Source organism: Roseibium aestuarii, assembly GCF_008477545.1.
GTDB classification, from domain to species: domain Bacteria; phylum Pseudomonadota; class Alphaproteobacteria; order Rhizobiales; family Stappiaceae; genus Roseibium; species Roseibium aestuarii.
In genome coordinates this window covers 83,867-99,735 of the sequence record NZ_VORA01000004.1, presented here as the reverse complement: position 1 = coordinate 99,735, position 15,869 = coordinate 83,867, and the positions used below count along the sequence as shown (strand labels likewise).

At 65.3% G+C, this 15,869-nt stretch carries 13 protein-coding genes; 1 reads left to right on the top strand and 12 read right to left on the bottom strand.

Annotated features, from left to right (window positions below):
• Nucleotides 1–36: 36 nt before the first annotated feature.
• The 10 genes from FR728_RS14855 to FR728_RS14810 form a co-directional block, all read right to left on the bottom strand.
• Nucleotides 37–2,739: a methyl-accepting chemotaxis protein gene (locus FR728_RS14855; RefSeq protein ID WP_149893514.1), complete on the bottom strand. Its 2,703-nt coding sequence runs from the start codon at nucleotides 2,737–2,739 to the stop codon at nucleotides 37–39.
• A gap of 139 nt (nucleotides 2,740–2,878) precedes the next feature.
• Nucleotides 2,879–3,382 carry a chemotaxis protein CheW gene (locus tag FR728_RS14850; RefSeq protein ID WP_244304670.1) on the bottom strand — a complete coding sequence of 168 codons (504 nt, stop codon included), beginning with the start codon at nucleotides 3,380–3,382 and terminating at the stop codon, nucleotides 2,879–2,881.
• Between the two features lie 22 nt (nucleotides 3,383–3,404).
• Nucleotides 3,405–5,582: a chemotaxis protein CheA gene (locus FR728_RS14845; RefSeq protein ID WP_149893513.1), complete on the bottom strand. Its 2,178-nt coding sequence runs from the start codon at nucleotides 5,580–5,582 to the stop codon at nucleotides 3,405–3,407.
• 42 nt (nucleotides 5,583–5,624) lie between these two features.
• Entirely contained in the window at nucleotides 5,625–5,990 is a 366-nt protein-coding gene (locus FR728_RS14840) for a response regulator (RefSeq protein ID WP_149893512.1), read from the bottom strand.
• A 7-nt stretch (nucleotides 5,991–5,997) separates the two neighbouring features.
• Complete coding sequence (locus FR728_RS14835) at nucleotides 5,998–6,294, bottom strand: STAS domain-containing protein (RefSeq protein WP_188318921.1); 297 nt, start codon at nucleotides 6,292–6,294, stop codon at nucleotides 5,998–6,000.
• A gap of 545 nt (nucleotides 6,295–6,839) precedes the next feature.
• Nucleotides 6,840–8,492, bottom strand: coding sequence for a thiamine pyrophosphate-binding protein (locus FR728_RS14830; protein ID WP_149893510.1), 1,653 nt, complete (start codon nucleotides 8,490–8,492; stop codon nucleotides 6,840–6,842).
• A 34-nt stretch (nucleotides 8,493–8,526) separates the two neighbouring features.
• On the bottom strand, nucleotides 8,527–9,813 hold the full coding sequence (locus tag FR728_RS14825; RefSeq protein ID WP_149893509.1) for a CaiB/BaiF CoA transferase family protein: 1,287 nt from the start codon (nucleotides 9,811–9,813) through the stop codon (nucleotides 8,527–8,529).
• 158 nt (nucleotides 9,814–9,971) lie between these two features.
• Nucleotides 9,972–10,709, bottom strand: coding sequence for a bifunctional nicotinamidase/pyrazinamidase (gene pncA / locus FR728_RS14820; RefSeq protein ID WP_244304668.1), 738 nt, complete (start codon nucleotides 10,707–10,709; stop codon nucleotides 9,972–9,974).
• 150 nt (nucleotides 10,710–10,859) lie between these two features.
• Nucleotides 10,860–11,858: a CE1 family esterase gene (locus tag FR728_RS14815; RefSeq protein ID WP_208998844.1), complete on the bottom strand. Its 999-nt coding sequence runs from the start codon at nucleotides 11,856–11,858 to the stop codon at nucleotides 10,860–10,862.
• A 127-nt stretch (nucleotides 11,859–11,985) separates the two neighbouring features.
• Entirely contained in the window at nucleotides 11,986–12,771 is a 786-nt protein-coding gene (locus FR728_RS14810; RefSeq protein WP_149893508.1) for a potassium channel family protein, read from the bottom strand.
• Between the two features lie 220 nt (nucleotides 12,772–12,991).
• Here FR728_RS14810 and FR728_RS14805 point away from each other — a divergent pair, with 220 nt between their 5' ends.
• Nucleotides 12,992–13,756 (top strand): SDR family oxidoreductase, encoded by a 765-nt coding sequence (locus tag FR728_RS14805; RefSeq protein ID WP_149893507.1) that lies wholly within the window; start codon nucleotides 12,992–12,994, stop codon nucleotides 13,754–13,756.
• Between the two features lie 286 nt (nucleotides 13,757–14,042).
• On the opposite strand, the gene FR728_RS14800 is transcribed toward FR728_RS14805, so the two are convergent.
• Both FR728_RS14800 and FR728_RS14795 read right to left on the bottom strand, forming a co-directional pair.
• Nucleotides 14,043–14,585: a DUF302 domain-containing protein gene (locus tag FR728_RS14800; RefSeq protein ID WP_149893506.1), complete on the bottom strand. Its 543-nt coding sequence runs from the start codon at nucleotides 14,583–14,585 to the stop codon at nucleotides 14,043–14,045.
• A gap of 35 nt (nucleotides 14,586–14,620) precedes the next feature.
• Complete coding sequence (locus FR728_RS14795) at nucleotides 14,621–15,865, bottom strand: YeeE/YedE family protein (RefSeq protein ID WP_208998843.1); 1,245 nt, start codon at nucleotides 15,863–15,865, stop codon at nucleotides 14,621–14,623.
• Nucleotides 15,866–15,869: the final 4 nt, after the last annotated feature.

The window sequence follows — 15,869 nt, the reverse complement described above, 5'->3', positions numbered from 1 at the left end:
CGGACCAGAGCTCCTTGGGTGAAAAATTCCGTCCGTTCAGAATTCCTTCCAGTCATCGTCCTCCACGGCAGCGGCCAGATCCTGCTGGAGAGCCAGGGCTCCCGAGCTTGACGGGCGGGATCGCGAGGTCGCCGGCGCCGGGCCTGACGGCTTGCGCGGAGCGGGGCGTGAAGAAGATCCTCCGCCGCCACCTCGGCCGGAGGCTGCTGCGCGCTGATGCCCGCCCGCCATGGCCGCGCTGGTGCGGAAGAAGGCCATGCGCTGGGTCATGTTCTCCGCCTGGCTCTGCAGCATGCGGCAAGCGGCGGCATTCTCTTCCACCAGCGAGGAGTTCTGCTGGGTCATCTCGTCCATCTGGCTGACGGCCCGGTTGATTTCCTCGACGCCGGTTGCCTGTTCGCGGCTAGCGGCGGCGATTTCGGAGACGATATCGGCGACCTTCTTCACCGAGTTGACGATCTCGTCCAGGGTCTCGCCTGTGTTGTTGACGAGGCCCACCCCGTCGTTCACCTGGCTGCCGCTTTCGACGATCAGCTCCTTGATGTCCTTGGCGGCTTCCGACGACCGCTGTGCCAGGGAGCGCACCTCGGAGGCCACGACCGCGAAGCCCTTGCCCGCATCGCCGGCACGGGCCGCTTCCACGGCAGCGTTCAGGGCCAGCAGGTTGGTCTGGAAGGCGATCTCGTCGATGACCCCGATGATGTCAGAGATCTTCTGGGACGAGGCCTCGATCCGACTCATGGCGTTGACAGCCCGAGTGACGACCTCACCGCCGCGGGTCGCAACCTGGCTGGCGTTCGCGACCAGCTGGTCGGCCTGCTGGGCATTTTCCGCGTTCTGGCGGATGGTTGCCGCCATCTGCTCCATGGAGGCTGAGGTTTCCTCGAGGCTGGAGGCCTGCTGCTCGGTGCGCTGCGACAGGTCCGTGGTGCCCGAGGTGATCTCCGCAGAGGCGTTGCTCACCTCGTTCGCACCGCTGGCCACCTCGGTCACGATTTCCGCCAGACGATCCGCCGTGTCGTTCAGGTTGTTCTTCAGTTCCTCGAACATGCCCTGGTAGGAGGCGGTGACACGCACGGTTAGATCCCCCTCGGACAGGGCGCGCAGCTTGTCGTTCACGTCGTCCAGCGCGGTGGCCGTGGTGGAGCACAGGTTGTTGATGGCCTGGCTGAGGCGCAGGATGAAGTCGGCCTTGCCTTCCAGCGGGATGGACATGCGCAGGTTGCCGTTCGCGGCCGCGGCGACGAGTTCGGAAATCTCCCGCTCGACCCGCTTTTCCTCGGTGATGTCGGACCACTCGACCACGGCTCCCAGCCGGTTGCCCTTGTCGTCGGTCACCGGGTTGGCGATCAGGCCGAACTCGCGACCGGCGACGGCGATCTGCGTGCGGAAGGTGCTGTTGAGCCGCTCCAGCAGGGAACGCTGATGGGCCGGGTTCTTGTGGAAGATGTCGATGTTGGTGCCGATCAGCTTGCTCACGTCGAAGCCGGAGAATTCCTTGCGCAGGTCCTGCTCTGCGTTCTTCAGCATCGCGGTGACGGACTTGTTCATGTAGGCGATATGCCCGTTGGTGCCGGCCACCATCACGTTTGTGGTGCAGTTGTCGAGGGCCACCTTGATGCGGGTGTTGACGATGATCTGCTCCTCGGCATCCTTGGCCGCCATGCGGAACCCGTCGATCTCGGCAGCCAGGTCGCCCAGTTCGTCGGAGCGTTCCAGATAGGGGATCTCGGTGTCGAGCTCGCCATCGGCGACACGCTTCGTTGCATCCGTCAGGCGCACCAGGGGAATGGCGACCCCGCGCCCGACCAGAAGCGCGAAACTGATTGCCAGGCCCAGCGCCACAAGGCTTGCCACAATGCTGATCACAAAGGCGATGAAGCCAGTGCTCTGCCCGGAGGTCGCCGTCGCGTCAGTCGTGGTCAGCACTGACGTCATGAGCGCATCGAACTGGCTTTCGATGTCGCTCGTGATCGCAGGAAGCTCTTCGGCGATCTGACGTTCGAACCGGGCTTCCATCTCGGCGGCCTGACTGGAGACCTCGCCGTAGGCGGTCATCTGCCCGGAAACCTGGGACGCGCGGGTCTTGACCAGAAGGTCGCTGCTCGAGGCCAGACCGCTGACGATCAGCTCACCCTTGGCCAGGGCTTCCTTGGCCTGTCCGAGGCCGGTGGTGTCGCCGGAGGCGACGGCAGCCATGGCCAGACGGTTGCCCAGGGAGAAGGTCTCGCGCAGGCTGTCCGCCTGCGCCTGCAAGGTCTTGTCGCTACCCCGGTTGATCGCATCGATGGTCAGGTTGATCTGCTCGGACAGCGACGCCTGCATCGGACGCAAGCGTTCTTCGAGCAGCTGTGCGCGCTGTCCCTTGAGCTGATGCGCCTCTTCGTAGGTCACCGCATAAGCGTGAATGTCGTCCTTGATGGTCTTGAGGGTCGCTGCCAGGCCGATCTTGTCGGCAGCGGCTGCTTCTTCCACCTTGGCGGTGAGTGCCTCGATTTCCGCAGCTGTCTCATTTTCCGGGTTGTACTCCGGACGCATCAATCGGACGAGGCCCGTTCCGCGCAGCCCCAGGAACTCCTGCTGGATGTGCGCCATCTCGCCTTCCAGATGGGCCGCGCCCGCCAGCTGGGTGAGGGCCCCGCTGGTCTGCTGGTAGTTGAAGATGGCCAGGCCACCGACGGCAACCATCGCCGCGATCAGCAGGCCGGAGGTCAGGTTCACCTTCTTCCGGATTGTCATTGTGGCCCGTTTTTCCGAGCCGGCTGAATTCTTCGCGTCACTCGACTTCATGGCTGTCTCCTGGCCCCTTCGTAGGGGGATTTCCGGTCATTCGGCCCGCGCGGACCCGGTTGATGGCCCGGCCCGCGAGCCGGCTCGATTACTGAAAGAGTTCCCTGAGGGACAAGACGACGACCATCCCGTGGTCGGCATTGATGATGCCGCTGAGATAGGCCTCGCTGCCCGTTCGATCGTTGTCGGGCACGCCCTTGATCTCCGCCGGCTCGACGGTGAGGATGTCGGACACCGCATCCACCAGAATGCCGAAGGTCCGTTCGCCCACATTGACGATGATGACCACGTGCATCGGCGTCGTTTCCGTCATTCCCTGGCCGAAGCGGCTGCGCAGATCCATGATGGGCACGATGGCGCCGCGCAGGTTCAGGACGCCAAGCACATGGGCGGGCTGGTTGGGCAGCGGCGTTGTGTCCGTCCAGCCCTTGATCTCTCGCACCGCCATGATGTCGATGGCGTATTCGTCGTCGCCGAGGGTAAAGCTGATGAACTGGCAGGGCTCTGGCGCCGTATCGGCGCTGGCGTGACCAGACCCCATCGCGATGGCGGCGGAGGCGTCTGCCTGCGCTGCGTGCATGTCGGTCTGCATGGGCTGGGCTCTCCTTCTGGATCTATTCGGCTGCGACCAAGGCGGCGGGGCCCGGGTCCGGCGGCAGACGGCCGCTGGATACGTCCGCCCGCATGATGGCGAGTTGCTCGATGTCGAGGATCAGCGCGACCTTGCCGTTGCCGAGAATGGTCGCGCCCGAGATCCCTTCCACCGGATCGAAATTGTCGTTGAGGCTCTTGATCACGATCTGCTGCTGGCCGATCAGCTCGTCCACCACGATGCCGACCTTGCCGCCGCCGGCCACCTCGACCAGCACGACGAGGCCGCGCGCCGGGTCGTGCACCGCATCGGGCACATGGAAGAGGTCGCAGAGCTTGATGATGCGGATGAACTCGCCCCGGATGGAGACCAGCTGGGTGCGATCATCCAGGAAGCGAAGCTGGGTGGGATCGGGCCGGAAGGACTCCACGATGGAGGTGATCGGCAGGATGTAGCGCTGGTTGCCCACGGCAACGATCATGCCGTCGAGCACCGCTAGGGTGAGCGGGATGAGCAGGTTGAACCGTGTCCCGCGCGCGGGGTGCGAGGTCACCTGAATGCGGCCGCCGATGCCCATGATGTTGCGCCGGACCACGTCCATGCCGACGCCACGGCCGGAAATGTCGGTCACCTGATCGGCGGTGGAGAAGCCCGGGGCAAAGATCAGCTCGTCGATCTCGTGGTCGCTCAGCACCGCGTCGGCGGGCACGATGCCCTTTTCCATCGCCTTGCGCAGGACCCGTTCCCGGTTGATGCCCGCGCCATCATCCGACACGCTGATGACGATGTTGCCGCCGACATGGGCTGCAGACAGCTCGATCGTGCCTTCCTCGGGCTTGCCCACAGCGACCCGGTCGGCTGGCATTTCCATGCCATGGTCGATGGAGTTGCGGATCATGTGGGTGAGCGGGTCGGCCAGTTCCTCGATGATGGTCTTGTCGACCTCGGTATGTTCACCGGACATGCGCAGGTTGATCTTCTTGCCGAGCTTGCCGGACAGATCGCGCACCAGGCGGGGCATGCGCGCGAAGACCGACTTCACCGGCTGCATGCGGATGGCCATCACGCATTCCTGCAGCTCGCGGGTGAGCGCGGCGAGCGCCTCCTGTCCGGCGATGGGCTGGCGGCCGAGATAGTCGGCAAGTTCGCCCAGCTCCTGCGAGAGCATGGCCTGGGTGATGACCAGTTCGCCGACGGTGTTGACCAGACGATCGATGCGGTTGAGCTCGACCCGGATGGAAGACGCGGCGGCCGGCTTTGACGCAGGAGCGCCGGCGGCGGCCGCCGCAGGAGCGCGAGCAGCTCCGACCGGAGGTGCCGGTGCCGGTTGCCCGCCCTCGGCCTGCGCCATGCCTGCTTCCGGAGCGGAATCGCTTTCCAGAGGCTCGAACAGGCCGAAGCCGTCCTCTTCCTCCTGCGAGGTCGTCGCCCTGGGCGTGCGGCCGGTCACATCCTCGATGTCTATGGAGCAGGTGTCGTCGACGAATTCGAAGACCTCCTGGATATCCTGCCGGGTGCAGGTGCTCTCCAGGGTGAAGACCCAGCCCAGATAGGAGAGCTCCGGATCCATGCGGCGCAGGGTGGGCAGAGCATCCGAATTGCAGCGGACAATCAGATCCCCAAGGCCCTGCAGTTCGCGGATCAGGAGAAGGGGTTCGGTGGCGTTCTTGAAGAGATCCGGACCCGGGGCCAGCGTGATCTGCCAGCTGCGCGGTCCGTTCGGCTCGACGTCCGCCGCGCTGGCGGGTCCGACCGCGGCCGCTGCTGCGGAGGCGACTGCGGCAGCGCCGCCGCCCTCGTCCATCACCTCGGCGATCTCGGCGAGGATCGGGGCGGTGAAGTCTGCCGCGACCTCGCGCTCTTCCTGTGCCGCGGTGACAAGTTCGGCGAGGATATCGCCACCCCGGATCAGCACGTCCGCGATGTGGGGAGACTGCTCGATCTGGCCATCGCGCAGCTTGTCGAGAAGGGCCTCGAAGGAATGGGTGAAGGTGACCAGCCGCGTGAAGCCGAAGGCCCCTGCCCCGGCCTTGATGGAGTGGGCCGCGCGGAAGACCGCATTCAGCCCCTCCACATCCAGGGCTTCCTCCTGAAGCTGGGTCAGATGGACTTCCAGATCCGCGAGGATCTCGTTGCACTCTTCGAAGAAGGTGACCCGAAACCGCTCGAAGTCCGATCCAGAGGAGCCGTCACTGCTCATGTTCCGCTATCCCGCTTTCCTGGTGTCACATGCGCGCCGGCTTCAGGGGCAGACCTTGTTGACCACCGCCAGAAGCTTGTCCGGCGCGAAGGGCTTGACGATCCAACCCGTGGCGCCGGCCGCCCGCCCACTCGCCTTCTTGTCCTCGCCGCCTTCCGTGGTGAGGATCAAGATGGGGGTGGAGCGAAACTCCGGCTTGGCCCGCAACTCCTTCACGAGGGTCACGCCATCCATGTTCGGCATGTTGATGTCGGTGATCACCACATCCACGGTCTGGCCCTTGAGCACGGAGAGGGCATGCATCCCGTCTTCGGCCTCCAGAACCTCGAACCCGGCGCCCTTCAGCGTGAAGGCCACCATGTCCCGCATGGTCTTGCTGTCATCCACCGTCAAAGCCCGCTTGGCCATGTGCTACTCACTCCCAACTGGTCACGTCCTGCGAGAGGCCGAGGTCCGCAAAGCACTTCCGGAAACCGGGCCCCATGTTGCGCACCTGCATGTGCCCGCCCGCTGCCGAAACCTCACGCGAGGCCGCGACAAGGATCTGCGCCACGACGGTGCCGCAGCGCTCCACCTCGCCCGCATCCAGCAGGAGGACCGGCTCGTTCATCTTTTCGATCAGTGCCGCGTGTATGCGCGCTGCAGCCGTCAGATCGCACTGTCCCGGCAAGACATAAGTCGAAGCATCATTGGAATTTCTTGCAGTATCCATTGCCCCCGATCTTTCATCTTTCTCCACAGCAAGCATTTACCAACACACTCAGGCGCAACACCTTAAGTAAGGATGAACATATAATATAGTTAACAATATATTAATCAGATGTAATTGAAGATTACTTCAGTAGATCGTAGCCTATTTTCTCCGGAACTATACTTCGACGGATTCATGAGACCCAATTTCAATTGCTTCACATTCGAAGAGCGGGAATTTTACCACTGGAGATTGAGAGTCATCCCGACAACGCGCGACTTTGGTTCACGCAGTTCATGAATGTATCTGACAGTTGTGCTGATCCGAGGCGCGTCAGAACCACGTCTGACCCACGTCAGAAATACGCATTCGCAAATGATGCAGGGGTCGCCGGGACAAGTATTGTGGCACTAGTTCGCCGGGTGTCTCGGACAAGTGCGCCTCTTCAATCACGGTGAATGGCCGGTTAAAGGCGCGTGATTCTCTCTCCCGGACAGGCGGGCGATGCCCATCCGGGTCGAGGACCGAGAGGTCTCAGGGAGATCTGGACAGGCGTCTGAGGGCGCCTAGATGCGCCCGTCATAGGCGCGGGAGGGAATGCGGCAGGCCAGCAGGGTGAAGCCGTCCCGGATCAGGGCCTCTGCCGCCTCCTGTCTCAGGGTCGAGGCATCCTCCACCCAGACCCCGTGGCCGCCATAGGCGCGCGCGATGGCCGGGAAGTCGGTCTCGCCGAAATCGACGCCCGCATTGGGACGGTTCGATCCGCGCTGCTTCAGCTCGATGAGCGACAGGGACCGGTCGACGAGAACGCAGATGATCACCGGCAAGCCGAGATCCCGGAGGGTGGAGAGCTCGCCCAGCCCCATTTCCAGCCCTGCATCCCCGACAAAGGCAATGACCGGCGCGGCCTTTGCGTCCGCATGGCGGTGGCCGATAGCCAGAGGCACGGCACAGCCCATGGTGCAGAGCGCCGAGGACTGGAGCAGGCCGCGCGGGTGCGGGCAGGTCCAGATCTGGCTGAGAAGAATGCGATGGGCGCCGCTGTCGGCCGTGGCAACCGTTTCCGGCGGCAGGGCCTGACGCAGGGTGTGAAACACCGTGGCCGGCCCCCAGCCGGTGCTCTCGGGCTGAAAGTCCGCGCGCAGGGCGGCGCGGGCCTTGCGCCACTCCCCCTCCGGCCAGGACGGCGTGGTCGCGGCACGGGCGCCCGCCAAGGCCGAAAGCGTTTCAGCAACACCGGCGCGCAGGGTGCAGGTCACATCATGCATGCCATGGGTGCGCAGGACGGGCGCGATCTCGACGACGGGCGTGGCCGCCGGCCAGGGCGCACGCCAGTTGATGCGCATCTCGATCGGGTCATAGCCCGCCAGCAGGATGCAGTCGGACTGGGCCAGCAGCGGCAGAAGGTGACGGTCTGCCCGGGGCGACAGGCCGGCACCCCCCAGCGCCAGGTCCGCCCCCTCGTCCATCAGTCCCTTGCCCTTGTAGCTGGTGATCAGCGGCACCTGGAACGTCTCGCAGAAGGCGGTAATCGCAGGTCCCGCACCCTCGTTCACTGCATCTACCCCGGCGATCATCACCGGACGGCTGGCGCGCGCGAAGATCTCTGCCGCGCGGGCCAGATCCTGTCCGGCAGGCGCGGACAGGACCGGCGCGTAGCCGGCCTCGCCGCGCAGGAAAACCGGCTCGTCGGTCAGGCCCTCTGCCACGCTGATCGGCACGTCGATGTGAACCGGGCCCGGCTGCCCATCAAGGGCGATCGCCATGGCCTTGTCCATCATCGCCGACAGCGCGCCTGCGCGGGCCGAGAAACTGGCCTTCACGATGGGGCGCAGCAGGGCCTGATGATCGAACACCTGATGGGTGTAGGTTTCCGCCTCCGCCCCGTCGACGCAGCCGGTCAGGAAGATCAGCGGCACCCGGTCCTGCCAGGCATTGGCGACCACATTGACCGCATTGGCGACACCGGGCCCGAGGGTTGCGAGCAACACGCTGACCCGGCCCGTGGCATGCCAGGCTCCCTCGCCCATGAAACCGCCGGCATTCTCGTGCTTGACCAGCGTGAAGCGCAGCCCGGCGCAGGTCAGCGCCTCGAGAAGGGCGAGAACCTCCCCACCCGGCATGCCATAGACCTCGCGCACCCCTGCATCGGCCAGCTTGGCGGCGATCACGTCGGCGCCCTTGCGCTCTGCGGCGGCATCGAGGAGAGGCAGGGTCATGTCACGGAATCCTTGGGAAGCACAGGGTCAGAGGTCACAGGTTGGGCGATCCGGCGAGCGCGATCACGCCGGCGGCATCCAGCCGGGAGAGCGTGTCGTCGTCAAGGCCGAGATGGCGGGAGAGAACGTAACGCGTGTCTTCGCCCAGACGCGGGGGGCTTGAGCGATAGGTGACCGGCGTGCGAGACAGGTTGAGCGGCGAGCCGATGAGATCCACCGTCCCGCTGTCGGGATGCGGCAGAGTGATGCGCATGCCGCGCGCCATGACCTGCGGATCGGCGAAGGTCTGGGCGAGATCGTTCACCGGACCGCAGGGCACGCCCAGCGCCTCCAGCCCCAAGATCCAATCGGCCGCGGAGCGGGTGATCGTGAGCCGGCGCAGGAGCGGGATCAGCTCCGCCCGGTTGCGGACCCGGTCGGCGTTGGTGATGAAGCGCGGATCGCCGGCCAGGTCGGCGCAATCCGCAAGGGCACAGAAGCGGGCGAACTGATCGTCATTGCCGACGGCCAGGATGAAGTCGCCATCGCTGGCCGGAAAGGTCTCATAGGGCACGATCGTGGGATGGCCATTGCCCAGACGCCCCGGCACCTTGCCGGACACGAGATAACCGACGCCCTGATTGATGAGCCAGGAGACCTGGCTGTCCAGAAGCGCCACATCCACATGCTGACCCTTGCCCGAGGTCGTCCGCTCGTGGAGGGCCGCCAGAATGCCGGTCAGCGCATACATGCCGCACATGACATCGGCGATGCCGACGCCAGCCTTCACGGGGCGTCCCCCCTCCTCGTCGGGCAGGCCGGTGAGGGACATGATGCCGCCCATGCCCTGGATCAGGAAGTCATAGCCGGCGCGATGGGCATAGGGGCCGGTCTGGCCGAAGCCGGATATGGAGCAATAGATCAGCCGGGGGTTGAGCGCGGCGAGAGTGTCGTAGTCCAGCCCGCGCCGCTTCAGATCCCCGACCTTGAAGTTCTCGACCAGGATATCCGCCTCAAGCGCGAGCTTGCGGATCAGCTCCTGCCCCTGCGCGCTGGCAAGATCGATGGCGACAGAGGCCTTGTTGCGGTTGGACGAGAGGTAATAGGCGCTTTCCGCCGTGTCCTGGCCGTCCCGGTCCTTCAGGAAGGGCGGGCCCCAGCCACGGGTGTCATCGCCCCGGCCCGGACGCTCGACCTTGATGACCTCCGCCCCGAGATCGCCCAGGATCTGGGTGCAGGTGGGCCCGGCCAGAATGCGCGAGAGATCGAGCACGACAAGCCCGGTGAGCGGGCCGGAGGCCGGTGCCGGGTCTGGTTGTGCGGAAGAAGAGGCAAGCGGCACGGAGGGCGGATCCTGACAAGAAGCGAAACAGGTCCAGCCAATCCGTTTCCCGCGCGCCGGTCAAGGCGGGGGCCTTCACGGCGCGCGGTTATGCGCTCACCAATTCGTCAGCGCCACGTCATCGCTCCCCTTGCGGGAACACCGAAGAAGAGCGCCGGTCAGGCGAAGTCGGTCGACTGCACGCGGGTCACGCCCGCCTCGCTCATGGTCGACCAGGCGGCCTCGAGCGAGCCGTTGAGATCGATGGCACGGCAGGCATCCTCGATGACCGAGACGACAAGACCCGCCGCGCGGGCATCGATGGCCGACCAGGCCACGCAGAAGTCGGTCGCCAGACCACAGGCATAGACCTCGGTCAGACCCCGCTCCTGCAGGTAGCCGGTGAGGCCGGTGCGGGTGGTCTTGTCCGCATTCAGGAAGGTGGAATAGCTGTCCACTTCGGAGTGATAGCCCTTGCGGATGATGAGCTGGGCGTGGGGGATGTCGAGCCCGGGAGCAAGGGCAGCGTCCTGGGTGCCCTGCACGCAATGATCTGGCCAGAGCACCTGCGTACCGTAATCAAGCTCCACCGTCTCGAAGGGGGCCTTGCCCTCGTGGTTGGAGGCGAAGCTCGTGTGATCGGCCGTGTGCCAGTCCTGGGTCAGCACCACATTGGCGAATTTCGACGAAAGGGCGTTGATGATCGGCACCACCTGATCGCCCTCGCTGACGGGAAGGGTTCCGCCGGGCAGGAAGCAGTTCTGCACGTCGATCACCAGCAGCACCGCATTGGGGCCGGGCGTTATGGTTCCGGCCGCAAGAGCCTTGCCCAGCGGACCGAGCAGCGCACTTGCGCCCGCAGCCGCACCAAGGCCCAGAAGACCACGCCGGTTCATGGAAAAATCGAATTGGCTCATGAGCTTATCCCCGATTGAAGGTTCCTTTCAGGGTAAGCGAGGCCGTCACCGTGCAGAAGGCGATATTGGCGGCAGGACTTGCCGCAGGAAGGGGCAGATCGCCCCGCAATTCGGGAGGCTCTGGCCGGAGATGCCCAATCCTTGATCTGGTCAGCAGGCCGAGCTGCGGGATGGCGCGGCAGCCCCCACGCGATCCGGCGCGCAGGCGCTCGCCGGGGCGGAAGAGGCGGGCTGGGTCCAGCCCCGGTCGCGCTCCAGGTTTCGCCAGGCGCGCTTCAGCCATTCCGCTCGCACCGAATGGCCGCCGTCATGCAGGCAGAGCTCCAGCCGCCCCGAAGCCATCGCCCAGGCGGTGCAGGAAAGACCCGGTTCGCCATGGCTCTCGCCCCTGTCGAGGCTGCGGCCCTCGGCACGGAGCCAGACCATGAGGCTCTCGTAGACGTCGCCCTGCTTGAACCGCCCACCGCCGAGATAACGGCCCGCCAGCGGCACCACCTCATCCGTGGTGCCGTGGGTATGATAGAGATAGGGCGCGGGTCCGGCGCAGTGATCGGGCAAGGGCTCCCAGAAGGCGCCGGCAATGGGTGCGTAGCCGGCAAAGCGATCCGGCTTCTGGCAAGCGAGCGCCCAGGTCATGAAGGCGCCTGACGAAAAGCCGGAGAGCAGGATCTTCGACCGGTCGACGGGAAACCGCCCGGTCAGATCGGCAAGAACCGCGTCAAAAAAGGCCGGCTCGTCACGCAAGGCGCGAGGGGCATTCGGGAAGGACCAGGTTCCCTGAAGGCCCTCCACCGCCACGAAGGCGACACCGAGCTCATCGGCCAGCGCCTGAAACGAGCGATTGCGGATCTCGTTGAGCCCGTTGCCGCGATGGCCATGGAGGAAGACGATGGCGCCAACGCGACCGCCCGGCTGGCGTTTCGATGCGGCCTCGTGCCCCGGCTCGGGCATGTGAACGTAATAGCGGCCCGCTCGCAGCTCGCAGGCGATTTCGCCTCCGCAAGGAGTGACTGGCGCAGCGCCCGTTTCGGCCCGGGCGCCCGATGCCGCCCCGAGAACCGGAGCAGCAAGGCAGAGCAGCAGCGCCGCCAGATACGGCAGCCGTTTAAGGATGCTCCGGATCACGATTGTCAGGCCAGCAGTGGACACGGGATCTCTCCTCCCCCCTGTTCGCAGCGGCGTCGTCAACGCCCCTGCAAACACATAGGCGCCTCCCCCACCCGAGGCGAGGCCCTTCGGCAGATCCCCGGGGGCTCGGCCGGTCACGATGCGGTGTTCAGCTCCACTCCCCTTCGGTCGGAATGGCGATGGTGCGTCCGCAATGCTTGCAGTGAACCGCGTCCGGGTCATGACGGCTCAGCCCGCAATCGGGACAGGGGTAATGCACCTTGTTGGGGCGGAAGATCGTCTGCACCAGACGCAGGAACAAGGCGACGCCGAAGATCATGATGATCACGGTCATCAGCCGACCTGCGGTGTCGCTCATGGTGATGTCACCGAAGCCAGTGGTGGTGAGCGTGGTGACCGTGAAATAGAGCGCGTCGAGATAGGTGTTGATGTCCGGGTTCAGATCGTTCTCGACCACGTAGACAATGGCGGTCACCACGAAGACGAAGACCACGAGATTGATCGCGGACTGGATGATCTCCTCTCGCACCCGGAACCAGGGAGACGCCTCGCGCAGCTCCTTTAGCAGATGGTAGGAACGCAGCAGCCGCAGCATGCGCACAACCCGCAGGAACGCCATGTTTTCCACGAAGACAGGAGCAAGCAGGGACGCGATCACCGCGATGTCCATGATGCCGGTAAAGCTGAAGAGCTCGCGCCAGGGCCGGGGCTCTGCCAGAAGGCGCGCCGCGAAATCCAGACCGAGCACCGCTGCCACCACGAAATCGATGGCGTGATTGTGATGCTCCGGATCGATCATCGACGAGACAACGAAATAGGCGATCGTGGCCACGTCGAAGACGAGCATGCCATAGCGCCAGTAGCGGGATTGGCGACTGTCGCCGAAATAGAGCGTGCGCAGGCGGGCACGCAGGGTCGCTGTCAGATTTGTCATGGGCGCAGGATGGCAAAAGCTTGCGGAAGTGCAAGCCCCTGATTGAGCCGCACCGGCGGCGCACCACGGGCCGCCCCCCCGGACACGCTTGAACGCACATTCGCCCGAACGCCCGCGTTTGCATACAATCGGGCTGGCGCAAATATTAACGATTGCCTAAATACGGATCCTGAAGGGCCGTTTCGGGCCGCTTCAGGCTACTGGGGCAGGAGTTGGGATCATGTCGGATCTGCAATCGAAGACAGTCTTCATCACGGGCGCAAGCCGGGGCATCGGCGAAGCTGCCGCCCGCGTCTTTGCCGAGCGCGGGGCCAATGTGGTTCTCACCGCCCGCAGCACCGGCGACATCACCCGCATTGCCAGCGAGATCACCTCCGCTGGCGGTCAGGCGCTGGCCATCAGCCTGGACGTGACGGATGCCGCCGCCGTGCAGGCCGCCATCCGCCAGACCGTCGACCGGTTCGGCGCACTGGATGTGGTCATCAACAATGCCGGCGTGATTGATCCGATCGCGCGCCTGGAGGATGCGGATCCGGCGGCCTGGGGCAAGGTGATCGACATCAACGTGAAGGGTGTGCTGAACGTGATCCGCCACGCCATCGCCCCGATGAAGGCACATGGCGGCGGTACCATCATCAACATCTCCTCGGGGGCTGCGACCGGCGCGCTGGAAGGCTGGAGCCACTATTGCGCCTCCAAGGCCGCTGTCCTGTCGCTGACCAAATGCGCGCATCTGGAGCTCATCGACGACCACATCCGCGTTCTGGGCCTGAGCCCGGGAACGGTTGCCACCGACATGCAGGTTGCCATCAAGGCTTCGGGCATCAACCCGGTCAGCCAGCTGGACCCGAACGTCCATATTCCCGCGCGCTGGGTGGGCGAGGCACTGGCTTGGCTGAGCGGCCCGGCGGGCGACCGCTATGTGGGCATCGACTGCTCCCTGCGCGACGAAGGCGTGCGCCGGGCCGTTGGCCTCATCGCCTGATCTTCTCGCTCCTCGTCCAAGCTCGGGCGAGGAGCCTAGCCAAAACACAAGAAGGCCGCTTTCGCGGCCTTCCCATGAGGTCCGATCGACCCCTTGTCCGGATGACATCCCGGCACCAGCTCACGACGTCAGAGGCTGCTCCGACGTCCTTCCCAGGTGCCCAGACACAAGGGCCAAACTCGGGAACTCACTAGACATGGGCACACCTCCTTTCAGCTGTTGAAGACCCGATGATGCTACGCCCGTTCGGCGTGGACGTAAATCGTCAAGTCTGCCGGGAGATGCCTCAGGGAAGAGGCCCCGTCGCGCGGGCGGCAATCGCCGCAAAGATCATGTCCAGTTCCGCTGCGAGATCCTTCAGCGGCTCGCCGCCCTCCTCCAGATAGGGCGAGAAGACATGGCTCGGCATCTTGTAGGCAAGGGTCGAACTGCCATCGTCATTTTCCATCAAATAGAGCCGGATCGGAGCCTCGATGCCGGCGGAAAGCGACGCATCCAGCATGCGCCGGGCGTAGTCGTTGCGGAAGACGCCCAGAACCTCGTTGCCGGGAATGGTCACGCCTGCCCCGCGCGCGCCATCAGAGGCGCTGGCCCGGGTGACGAGACCCATCCGCTCGGCCTTGATCGCCTCCTTCACCCGGTGGGAGAGGACTTCGAAGGGATCTTCGCTGCGGACCACCTGCCATCCAGCGCGGGGGCCAAGCTCCGACGCCTGGAGAGGCCGCAACGCGAGCAGCTGGACGCAAAGCAGCGCCAGCGTCACCAGAAGCGCCAGCCGAAGGAGTGCGGGATCTTGAGCCGGGAGAGCGATCGTTCGGTGGGCGGGCATGGGGGAGATCTCCTCTGGGCTCTGGCAAGTGCGGATCATGGGGCGAAGACAGGACGAAGGCGCATCCCGATCAGGCTTCCGGCCCAGGCGAAGACCAGCCAGAGCCAGCCATGCAGGGAGCCGGAGAGCACGCCACCCAGATAGGCGCCGATGTTGCAGCCGTAGGCGAGACGCGCGCCATAGCCCATGAGCAGGCCACCGATCACTGCGGACAGGGCGTCCTTCGGGTGGAGATGCCGAACGGGGGCGAATTTTCCGGCAAGCCCGGAAGCCAGAAGCGCGCCCAGGATGATGCCGAAGTTCATGAGACTGGTGCCGTCTTGCAGCAGATTGCGGCTGAGGGCGGTCTGCCCCTGCCAATAGGGCCAGGTTTCGACCGGGACGCCGAAAGCGGCCAGCGTCTTTGCACCCCACAGGGCGAAGGCCGAGGTGATGCCCCATGGCCGCCCCAGCACGAGAAGGGTGGCGATGCCGACGAATGCGAGAGCGACGGCTCCAGCCTCGAAGGACCAGGGGCCGCGCAGAAGAGAGTGCGGGGTGACTTCCCTCTCGAGCGCACCATGGGCGCGCCGTTCCACCCACACGGAAAGCAATGCGAGACCGGACAGTGCCGCGGTCGTCGCCAGCATCGCCTGCGGCGTGCCGAGCGCCTGCGCGAACGCCACAGGCGGCAGGGCCGGAAGGCCGTTCCACCAGGGCAGGTGCGCGGTGGCCCAGACCGAGCCGGCGATAAAGGCGATCAGCGTGACGACCATGCGCGTGGAGCCGCCGCCCACGGTGAAGAGCGTGCCCGAGGCACAGCCGCCGCCAAGCTGCATGCCGATGCCGAAGAGCGTGGCGCCAAGGGCTGCGGCCAGACCGAAGGGGAAGACGTAACCGCTCGTCGGCAGCCCGATGAGATGCCCCCATCCGATCAGCGGCAAGGCCACGAGCGAGGAAAGGCCAAGCAGCAGGAGCTGCGCCCGAAGACCGCGCCCGCGGTGCTCTTCCGCAAAGCGGCGCCAGGCGGCGGTGAAGCCGAAACGCGCGTGATAGAGACTGATGCCGGCCAGCGCCCCGAGCGGCACGGCGAGAGCCACCCGCGCTCCTGCCTCGGGAGTGGCCAGGATCCAGAGGCCGAGTGCTGTGAGCATTGCCGCGAGGATCACCTTGCGCTGCCCCTTCGGATCTGCTGGCGCGCAGACGTGTCCCTGCGAGGGAGCGGACCCGGGCACATCAAGCCGGGACAAGGGAGAGGGCTGAGGAGCAGCCTCGATCTGCGAGGTCGGAAGACGGGGCATCAGG